Source organism: Leuconostoc sp. S50, assembly GCF_016624925.1.
Classification (GTDB): domain Bacteria; phylum Bacillota; class Bacilli; order Lactobacillales; family Lactobacillaceae; genus Leuconostoc; species Leuconostoc pseudomesenteroides.
On the sequence record NZ_JACVUE010000020.1, the window covers coordinates 1 to 9,264 of the forward strand.

At 35.3% G+C, this 9,264-nt stretch carries 9 protein-coding genes; 8 read left to right on the forward strand and 1 reads right to left on the reverse strand.

Annotation, left to right across the window (positions count from 1 at the left end; all coding sequences use genetic code 11):
* The first annotated feature begins 69 nt into the window (after window positions 1–69).
* The 5 genes from IAE53_RS11055 to IAE53_RS11485 are packed head-to-tail and all read left to right on the forward strand — an operon-like array spanning window position 70 to window position 2,457.
* Window positions 70–783, forward strand: coding sequence for a hypothetical protein (locus tag IAE53_RS11055; RefSeq protein WP_147651560.1), 714 nt, complete (start codon window positions 70–72; stop codon window positions 781–783).
* A complete protein-coding gene (locus tag IAE53_RS11060) occupies window positions 773–1,087 on the forward strand; it encodes a hypothetical protein (protein WP_147651558.1) in 315 nt (104 codons plus the stop codon). Before IAE53_RS11055 ends, IAE53_RS11060 begins: the two co-directional genes overlap by 11 nt.
* Window positions 1,071–1,868: a relaxase MobL gene (gene mobL, locus IAE53_RS11475; RefSeq protein ID WP_233610764.1), complete on the forward strand. Its 798-nt coding sequence runs from the start codon at window positions 1,071–1,073 to the stop codon at window positions 1,866–1,868. The genes IAE53_RS11060 and mobL overlap by 17 nt, the downstream gene beginning before the upstream one ends.
* A 17-nt stretch (window positions 1,869–1,885) precedes the next feature.
* Window positions 1,886–2,251 (forward strand): hypothetical protein, encoded by a 366-nt coding sequence (locus IAE53_RS11480; protein ID WP_167497565.1) that lies wholly within the window; start codon window positions 1,886–1,888, stop codon window positions 2,249–2,251.
* 44 nt (window positions 2,252–2,295) lie between these two features.
* Entirely contained in the window at window positions 2,296–2,457 is a 162-nt protein-coding gene (locus IAE53_RS11485; RefSeq protein ID WP_167497564.1) for a hypothetical protein, read from the forward strand.
* A gap of 166 nt (window positions 2,458–2,623) precedes the next feature.
* Here IAE53_RS11485 and IAE53_RS11070 read toward each other — a convergent pair whose 3' ends face one another.
* A complete protein-coding gene (locus IAE53_RS11070) occupies window positions 2,624–3,637 on the reverse strand; it encodes a LacI family DNA-binding transcriptional regulator (RefSeq protein ID WP_011679808.1) in 1,014 nt (337 codons plus the stop codon).
* Window positions 3,638–3,849: 212 nt separating this feature from the next.
* On the opposite strand from IAE53_RS11070, the gene IAE53_RS11075 reads away from it, so the two are divergent.
* Genes IAE53_RS11075 through IAE53_RS11085 form a run of 3 tightly spaced genes read left to right on the forward strand, consistent with a single transcriptional unit; the run spans window position 3,850 to window position 9,096 of the window.
* Entirely contained in the window at window positions 3,850–5,901 is a 2,052-nt protein-coding gene (locus IAE53_RS11075; protein WP_011679809.1) for a beta-galactosidase, read from the forward strand.
* Between the two features lie 15 nt (window positions 5,902–5,916).
* A complete protein-coding gene (locus IAE53_RS11080) occupies window positions 5,917–7,836 on the forward strand; it encodes a glycoside-pentoside-hexuronide (GPH):cation symporter (RefSeq protein ID WP_147651556.1) in 1,920 nt (639 codons plus the stop codon).
* A gap of 21 nt (window positions 7,837–7,857) precedes the next feature.
* Window positions 7,858–9,096 (forward strand): arabinogalactan endo-1,4-beta-galactosidase, encoded by a 1,239-nt coding sequence (locus tag IAE53_RS11085; protein ID WP_147651554.1) that lies wholly within the window; start codon window positions 7,858–7,860, stop codon window positions 9,094–9,096.
* The last annotated feature ends 168 nt before the right edge of the window (window positions 9,097–9,264 follow it).

A 9,264-nucleotide genomic window follows, 5' to 3' on the forward strand; every position in this document is an offset into this window, starting at 1 on the left:
TCATTTTACGGACTGAATAAAAATAGTCCATTTTTTTAGTATAAGAGCAATGCTGAAAGGAGTGAATAAATGAAAGATGCAATAGAATTCAAAACAAGTCAAATGAAGGCGCTCATCAAAAGAAGAAATGTTTTGAAAAAAAAGTATGATACAACTTTACCCGAAGATATTCCTTTGGATGTTAAAACAGAACTAAAGTTTATCGACAAAATTTTACAAAAATTCGACATTGATGAGGAAATTTTTGCAAAACAAGGTAAAACAATTAATATCAAAAATTCGCGGGACGAAGAATGGTGCTTTCAACAAATGAAGCATTGGGCTGAAAGAAATCCAAGCTCTACAAATGGACAGTTTGGTAAAAGTACACTGTATAGATTTGCTCTGCATTTTTTTGTAGAAAATATTGCGCTTAATGCCAACAATGCACGTCTTAATTCTTCAGAACTAGCCCAGAAGGTATATGATGTCAACTCCACAAAAAGTGATTCAAAATTGACTGCGCAATTGGCAAATGTAGAGAATTTATTAGGCTTTCTTTTAACCATGCAGCAACGTCAACTTGAATACATTCCAGAAGGCATTAATTTAGAAAATGGTTTTGTTAAATATGCCATAAACCCAATTAATCCAACAGAGTTCCAACAATTTGGTACACCAACAGAACTCAATCCAAACAATGAATTGGCACAATCTTATGAAGAATATAAAAAAATTCGGAGTCGCGATAAGCAGCTAATCAAAAAATATCATCAGACAGGAGGACAACTCGATGACGACTAAAAAGCATAATAAAAGAAAAGCACAACTGAAAAAGTATTTAGAACAACTTGATGAATTCAATTGGCACCATCCTACTCAAGTTAGTGAGATGGCCGACAGTCAACATGAACGCGATAATCGCACGTACTATTTGGCTCAGATAAGTTTAATTCTGTTTAATAACTATCAACAATCCTACATGCAAATTGCTCAATTACTGAACATGTCTTCCAGAACAGCCCGCCGTTTGACAATTGATTATGAACAAGATTTTGATAGTTTAGAGGAGATTATGGAGGAATTGCAAAATGGCGAAGACTGGTGAAATTGCTGCATTTGCCCTGGGTGAAAAAAAGACGGCAATGGTCAATTTACCAGCGCAGTTTGTCACGTCTAGTACAGCAGATATGAAGGGACAAAAATACTCAGATTTAGTTGACTATGCTAATAATTCGGAAAAGACAAACGATCTTAATAATGAGTCCATGAACGATTTAATTGACTTAAAGGAACAATTTAGCAAGCCTGGCTATGCTAACCGCAATTCTGCGGTAACAGAAACGCATCCAATATTTGGTAGCGAAAAACTAAATTATGAGAATCACGATATTTCTGTATTGAGAAGAAATTTGGATGAGGCACAAGAAAATGGAAATAATATCCATGAACTCGCTTTCTCAATCAGAGGTGATTGGTTAGTTAAAAACAATCTCTATGATCCCGAAACCCGTATGATAGACCAAAATAAGTTGAAGCATGCAGAACAAGAGGTTGCTAAGACGCTAATTAACAAAGGATTTAATTTACCTTTGGGAGAAAATGAAAGTGATGTTGTTTGGTTTGGTGTGATTCATCAGGATACTGACCACCTGAACATGCATCTGTGGTTTGCTAAAAAAAGCCAAGAAACGCGTCCTGAGATGATCAAGCAAGAAGGTAAGTATAAAGGGCAGCCAATAGGTGTTATACCTCTGGAAGTGATTGAACAAGCCAAGCGACATTTTAGAAAACAATTAATGTCATCACAGGAACTCAGACGGCATCAGGAAATATTAAAGGGTGTTGGCGGCTTTAAAAAAGAAATCGTTGAGGCAGCGCCTATTTAACAGCTGGAAAAGGCAAAATGGCAAAGGCAAATCAATTAACCAATCAACTTTTAGATGATTGGTTTGACAAAGATCTTAAACCTGAATATGAGGGATTTAAATCGTTGGCACAAGAATACGACGCCATTAATATTGAAGACCAGGGCGTGATGCATAAGGGACAACTCAAATGGTCTGAGAATAAGGACGAGGAATTAAGGCAACGCTTAGCGAAGCAACTCTACAAACATTTAGCACAAATCGAAGATACATCACTAAATGATATTGACCAACAAATGTCTGAGCTACTAAGCAATGTAAAAAAGCGCGACAAAGGCGGCATCACAGACAAAACTAAAATTGCATCTAGCCCTGAGGAAAAAAATTGGCCTCCGAGCCGTTGATCAACAATGTAAACCCAAATACAACAAAGCATATAGGTGATCAGATGCCATTGCGGGGTGGTTCGTTTAATAAAATTAGTCGCTTGTGCCGGCAGGACATCCGTGCTGAGACAAACGCAGAACGTCGATTCTTAACACACCAAAAGATAGTTGAACAGTATAAGGCAGAAGAAGAGTTCACGACACAAGAAAAAAATAGATTGTAAAAAGGGGAGTACATACCGATAAATTTATTTACCATCAAAAAGAACTGAATCTATTTTTTGATCAGGTCAAATAGGTATTGTTATCGAAAAAATCTTGTTTCTATATGGGATAATTAGTAAAAGAAATTTTTTATCAATGTCAAGTGTTAAAAATCAAATACAAATATTATCGATTGTCAATTTTTCTTGGAAACGTTTCTCTATAGATTAATTCAGGTGATTTAAGTACCACTTCAGGGCTTGTTGTTTTTGGATTGATTATTCTCTGGTGCAGCAGATTTAGCGCTTCGTTTATCATATCATCTATATTAATTTTAAAAGTAGTAAGCGATGGTGAAGAAAATTTAGCGACTTCTATATCATTTATACTTATGAAAGCTGTAGTATAAGGAACAGAAATATTTTCTTCATTAAACGCTCTGAGTACTCCTATTGCCAGCGAGTCTGATCCAATCAAGAAAGCCTGTGGGAGTTCATTCTCAGAATACGCATTAAGAATTTTTTTACCAATTCTATAACCAGAGGAAGTTGAAAAATCAGATCCTATAAATACGAATTCTTTGCTATATATCGATATTTCTTTTGCATAGCTTTCAAAATATCTTCTTCTTAAATCATCAAACTGAAAAGCGTTGTCGCCTTTGTTCCACAATTTACCTCCAATAAACCCAACTTTTGTAAAATTGCGAGATCGAAATTCATTCAACGCCCTTGTGATGGTAAATTCCAAGTTGGGCTGTACAGAAGTAAAAATACCAGGATTAGGATTTGAGTCAACAAACACGCAGATAATCTCCTTCTTTATGATCTCATTTAAAGCATCTTGATTAAACTTTCCAATTAACAAAACACCTCTAACATTTTCAGATAATTCCATCACATTTTTATAAAAAATTATTTTTAGTCCACTTTTTTTGGCTGTTGCTTCAATAATCTCTCTCATTTTAACATAATAAACATCTTCAAGCTCTTCATCAGGATTAATTGAAAAGATTACCGCGAGATTAATATCTAAGAATTGATTAGATCCAACGGATATATACTCAAGTTGTCGTGCAACAGTTTGCACGGTTTCTCGGGTACTATCAGTAACTGAAAAAGTTTGGTCATTATTTAGTATTCTGGAGACAGTTGCTGAAGAATATCCGGTTTTTAGGGCTATTTCCTTGATAGTAGTCATTTTTCACCTCTTCATTAATTATGTAGAAAGTACTGTGTCTATAATTCATCATAAAATAAACGGCAACATTTGACTAATGTAAATTTAGTAATGAAAGTAAACATCATTTACTAATTTTTACCCTTATTATCTCTGTAAGCGCTTCCATTTACTATGATAACGAGTTATTATTTAGAAGTCAATTGATATAGAATTAAGAAAGGATACGCTTTATGACTGACACATTACAAATTTCAAAGTTTCTACATGGGGGCGACTATAATCCCGAACAATGGATTGATAATTCAGAAATCATTAATCGCGATTTTACATTGTTTAAGCAATCCAAAATCAACACGTTCACAATAGGAATTTTTTCTTGGGCAAAAATTGAACCAAAAGAAGGAGTTTACGATTTTGAATGGTTAGATAATATTTTTGATAGGGTTGAACAACAAAACGGGAATATTATTTTAGCTACTCCAAGTGGCGCCAGACCTAGATGGATGTCTGAAAAATATCCGGAAGTTCTACGAACGAATGAACAAGGACAAAAACTTTTATTCGGGGAACGTCATAATCATTGTTTATCATCGCCTGTTTACCGCGCAAAGACGAAGTCAATCAATTACCAGCTTGCAAAGAGATATGGTCATCGCAAAAGTTTAATTCTTTGGCATATTTCTAATGAGTTGGGAGGTGATTGCCACTGTGAATTGTGCCAAGAAAAATTTCGTGAGTGGATGAAAAATAAATATAAGACGATTGATAACTTAAATAGGCTATATTGGTCATCATTTTGGAGTCATCAATATAATAATTGGGATGACATTCATTCACCTTCGACACTGGGTGATACTACTTCTCTAATTCTGAATTTGGACTGGAAACGTTTTGTGACGGACCAAACAATTGATGTCTTTGAAAATGAAGTCAAACCATTACGAGAAGTGACTCCAAATATTCCTGTTACAACAAACTTTATGGGGGGGAATCCCCCAGAATCAAGCATTTTTATGGATTTAGATTACCAAAAATTTTCTAAACATGTGGATGTGATTAGTTGGGATTCATATCCTAATTGGTCCAATGATTATGAAACTACGGAAACTTTAGCTATGAAAACGGCTCTAATGAATGATGTTATGAGGGGGTTGAAGCACGATTCTTACCTTATAATGGAAAGTACTCCTTCTCAGGTTAATTGGCACCCTTTCAATAAATCAAAGCGGCCAGGAATGCATGAGATGGGCAGTCTGCAACAGATAGCACATGGAGCAAACTCAGTACTTTATTTTCAGTTACACCAATCACGGGGATCTTCAGAAATGTTTCACGGCGCTGTTGTGACACATAGTTTGAGCAATCGTACACGAGTTTTCAAAGATGTAAGTTTAGTAGGAAAAGATCTAGAAAAATTGCAACCGTTACTCAAATCTAAATACACACACACCAAAATTGCAATTGTATTCGATTATGACAATGTATGGGCATTAGATGATGCAAGAAATTATTCGGATCAAACAAAGAAATATTGGCATACTATTCAGAGTCACTATAGTGTTTTTTGGCAGAATAATATACCCGTTGATATTATTTCTGCTCAAGATGATTTATCCCCTTATACACTTGTGATAGATCCGATGCACTTCATGATGGACATCGAGTATATGGAAAAAATTGAAAAATATGTGAGTTCGGGAGGCAATCTTGTTGGTACTTATATGACAGGCGTGGTTGATAAAAATTATTTAGCATATTTAGGTGGGTGGCCAGAAAGACTGCAAAGAATTTATGGTTTGTCTTATGTTGAAACTGATACCCTTTACCCAAAACAAACTAATACCATCATATGGGAAGACAACGAATATAAAGTAATCGACTATGCTGATGTTTTTGAACAGAAAGGCGCTACCTCACTCGCTTATTATGAAGATGATTTTTATGCTCAAAGCCCAGCCTTAACAAAAAATGATTTGGGTTCTGGCACCGCTATGATGATTGCTGGCAGAACGGAAAAAGCTTTTTTAAATAAATTTTACAGTAAATTAATTGATAAATACTCACTTCGTGATTCACAAATTCCTTTTGAAAATGCTGATGCACATCTAAGTGTACAAGTTCGGCAGGATGAGCGTCAAAAATATTATTTCATTACAAATTATACCGATAATAAACAAATTGCCTTGTTTAAGGATAGCTATACGGAGATGTTGTCAGGGAATAGTTTAAATGGAAGCACTACATTGGAACCATATCAGGTTATCGTAGCAACAAAGGACTGATTTAGGAGAAAGAATATGAAAGACATAACTAAACAGAAGTTTTCTCGAAATAAGCTAGTAGAAATGATTTCTTTTGCACTTGGTAATCTAGGGCACTCTGCATTCTATGGTGCATTAAGCACTTACTTCATCGTTTATGTCACGAGTGGTATGTTTGATGGGTTACCGCAATCGGTAGCAAACAAGTTAATTGGTTTAATTACGGCTCTTGTAGTAATTATTCGTTTGGCCGAAGTAGTTATTGATCCGATTCTTGGAAATATTGTAGATAATACAAAAACACGATGGGGAAAATTTAAACCTTGGCAAGTAATTGGCGCGGTTGTTAGTTCAGTGTTATTAGTTGTAATATTTACTGGAATTTTTGGGTTGGCTCATATTAATTGGATTGCTTTTGCGATCGTTTTCACAGTTTTATTTATTTTACTAGATATTTTTTATTCATTTGCAGATGTTGCCTATTGGGGCATGGTGCCGGCTATATCTGAAGACAGTAAAGAGAGAGGAATTTTTACTTCCTTAGGGAGTTTTACTGGTTCTATTGGTTGGAATGGTCTCACGATGATTGTTGTTCCGGTCACCACATACTTCACTTTTATCGCAACTGGAAAACATGAACAAGGGCCTTCAGGGTGGTTTGGATTTTCAATAGTTGTTTCCATTGTAGCCGTTTTATCAGCTTTGGCAGTAGCCTTTGGAACTAAAGAAAAAGATAATTTGATTCGAAATGCTGCAACAAAAAAAACAAGCATTAAAGATGTATTTTCAGGTATTATTCATAATGACCAAATTTTATGGATCAGCTTAGCATATCTAATGTATTCACTAGCGTATGTTGTGACCAATGGTGTTTTATTTTACTTCTTTAAGTTTGTACTAGGAAAACCAAACGAATTTTGGATTGCTGGTGCTATTGCAACAGTAATAGGGTTCTCTACTGCTCCGTTGTATCCCGTTCTAAATAAGTTTATCACCAGGAAAGTGTTATTTAGTATTGGGCAAATGGCAATGATCCTATCATATCTGCTTTTTATATTCGGAAAAACAAATATGATGATGGTTACAATAGGACTTATTTTGTTTAATTTTACTTTTGCGCAACTGGTTGTTGTCTTATCACTAACTGACTCTATTGAATACGGACAATTAAAAAATGGTAATCGCAACGAAGCTGTTGTCTTGGCGGTTCGACCTATGTTAGACAAGATAACTGGTGCTTTTTCAAACGGAATCGTCGGAACAATTGCAATTGCGGCGGGCATGACTGGATCAGCTACCGCAGGAGATATTAGTGCATCAAAAATTAATACCTTTGAAATTTATGCTTTTTACACACCACTTCTTTTTTCTATTCTAGCCTTAGTTATATTCTTGTGGAAAGTTAAAATTACCGAGAAAAAACATGCCGAAATCGTTATTGAACTGGAAAAAACTTTATCAAGTGGCGCTAGAAAAGCTAATACTTCTGAAGTGAATGTTGAACTTGAAGAAATATTTGCACCTGCCTCAGGACAAAAAAAGCTACTTAATGAGGTCAATGGCAACACAATTACTGGTATTGGTTTTGCTATTGATCCGGAAGAAGGTAATTTACTTGCACCATTTGATGGCAAAGTCGACTTTACTTTTTCTACAAAACATGTTTTGGGTGTTGTATCTAACAACGGATTAAAAGCAATTATTCATGTAGGAATAGGCACTATCAATATGCGAGGTGCGGGGTTTGTGTCACATTATGTGGACGGCCAATTATTCAAAAAGGGAGATCTTTTGATGAGCTTTGATAAGAAATTAATTACGAAAAACGGGTATCAAGATGACGTTATTATGTACTTTACCCAACCAGAAAACATTATAGATGTTCAACAAATTGATAATCGTGTCGTCAAACAAGGGGAGCAGATAGCAAAATTAACATTCAGGAGTGAAAGATAACTTAAAGGTGGGCCGGAAAGTATGAACTTAAAAAGAGATTGGTGGGTAGTAATCACTACAATCGCAATAACTAGTTTTCTTTCATTTTCAGTATCGGCTTCGGATGTTACTGTTAAAAAAATTAATAATTTGAATGGTAATACTATAAAAGGTGTCGATATTTCGTCTGTAATTAGTGAAGAGAAAAGTGGTGTACGTTATTTCAATGAAGAAGGAAAACAAGAAAATATTTTTCAAATATTAAAATCAAATGGTGTTAATTATATCAGAGTTAGAGTCTGGAATAACCCATATACAGAGTCTGGTAATGGGTATGGTGGTGGCAATTCAGATCTAGCGAAAGCAATTTTAATTGGCAAACAGGCAAGTAAATATGGAATGAAGTTGTTGGTGGACTTTCATTATTCCGACTTTTGGGCTGATCCATCTAAACAGAAGGCACCCAAATCGTGGCAGAATTTATCTTATGATCAGAAACAAAAGGCAGTATACGCTTACACTCTGGATAGTTTACAAAAAATAAAACAGGCTGGAATAGATGTAGGAATGGTGCAAATTGGGAATGAAACTAATAATGGAATTGCGGGTACTAGCAAATGGCCAGAAATGGCTGGTATATTTAATTCTGGGTCAGCAGCGGTTCGTAACGTAGATAAAAATATTTTAGTCGCCGTTCATTTCACAGATATACAAAAACAAGGCAATGATAAATGGATTTCAAAGCAGTTGCATGATCATAACGTAGACTATGATGTTTTCGCTACTTCATATTATCCTTATTGGCATGGTAGTTTAAGTAATCTGACACAATCGCTAAGTGATGTTTCTCGTACCTATGACAAAAAAGTTATGGTCGCAGAAACTTCGTACCCATACACCTATCAAGATGGAGACGGGTTCAGGAATACAATTACTAAAGATTCTAATATTGTATTCGATTATCCCGTATCTGTCCAAGGTCAAGCGACGGCTTTGCGTGATGTTTTTCAGGCTGTCGCAAACGTCGGAAGCACAGGCTTAGGTGTTTTCTATTGGGAGCCCGCATGGGTCCCTGTGGGACCAAAGTCAAATTTAGAAAGCAATAGGCTATTATGGGAGAAATTTGGGTCCGGATGGGCAACGAAAAGTGCTAGCGAATTTGACAAAGATGCTGAGGGAAATGCAGGGGGATCATCTTGGGATAATCAAGCTTTGTTTAATTTTAAAGGTAAAGCCCTACCTTCGCTAAAGACGTTTAAATATATAGACACTGATCATTAATTAAATAGATTGGTTGAAATAATGTTTGATTCATTCTGAATTTTATACAGTGATTGACATCATTATAATCTCAAATTTTAATTTTTGGTGCAATAATTTTTACTTATAAAGATTTAAAGGAGAAGCATAATGGCGGAAATTGATTTATTCACAGCATTCGCAAAAAAA

Bases quoted from the DNA above. Each gene is read 5' to 3' on its own strand.
- IAE53_RS11055 (WP_147651560.1), top strand. From the start codon at position 70: ATGAAAGATGCAATAGAATTCAAAACAAGTCAAATGAAGGCGCTCATC.
- IAE53_RS11075 (WP_011679809.1), top strand. From the start codon at position 3,850: ATGACTGACACATTACAAATTTCAAAGTTTCTACATGGGGGCGACTAT.
- mobL (WP_233610764.1), top strand. From the start codon at position 1,071: ATGGCGAAGACTGGTGAAATTGCTGCATTTGCCCTGGGTGAAAAAAAG.
- IAE53_RS11485 (WP_167497564.1), top strand. From the start codon at position 2,296: ATGCCATTGCGGGGTGGTTCGTTTAATAAAATTAGTCGCTTGTGCCGG.
- IAE53_RS11070 (WP_011679808.1), bottom strand. From the start codon at position 3,637: ATGACTACTATCAAGGAAATAGCCCTAAAAACCGGATATTCTTCAGCA.
- IAE53_RS11085 (WP_147651554.1), top strand. From the start codon at position 7,858: ATGAACTTAAAAAGAGATTGGTGGGTAGTAATCACTACAATCGCAATA.
- IAE53_RS11060 (WP_147651558.1), top strand. From the start codon at position 773: ATGACGACTAAAAAGCATAATAAAAGAAAAGCACAACTGAAAAAGTAT.
- IAE53_RS11080 (WP_147651556.1), top strand. From the start codon at position 5,917: ATGAAAGACATAACTAAACAGAAGTTTTCTCGAAATAAGCTAGTAGAA.
- IAE53_RS11480 (WP_167497565.1), top strand. From the start codon at position 1,886: ATGGCAAAGGCAAATCAATTAACCAATCAACTTTTAGATGATTGGTTT.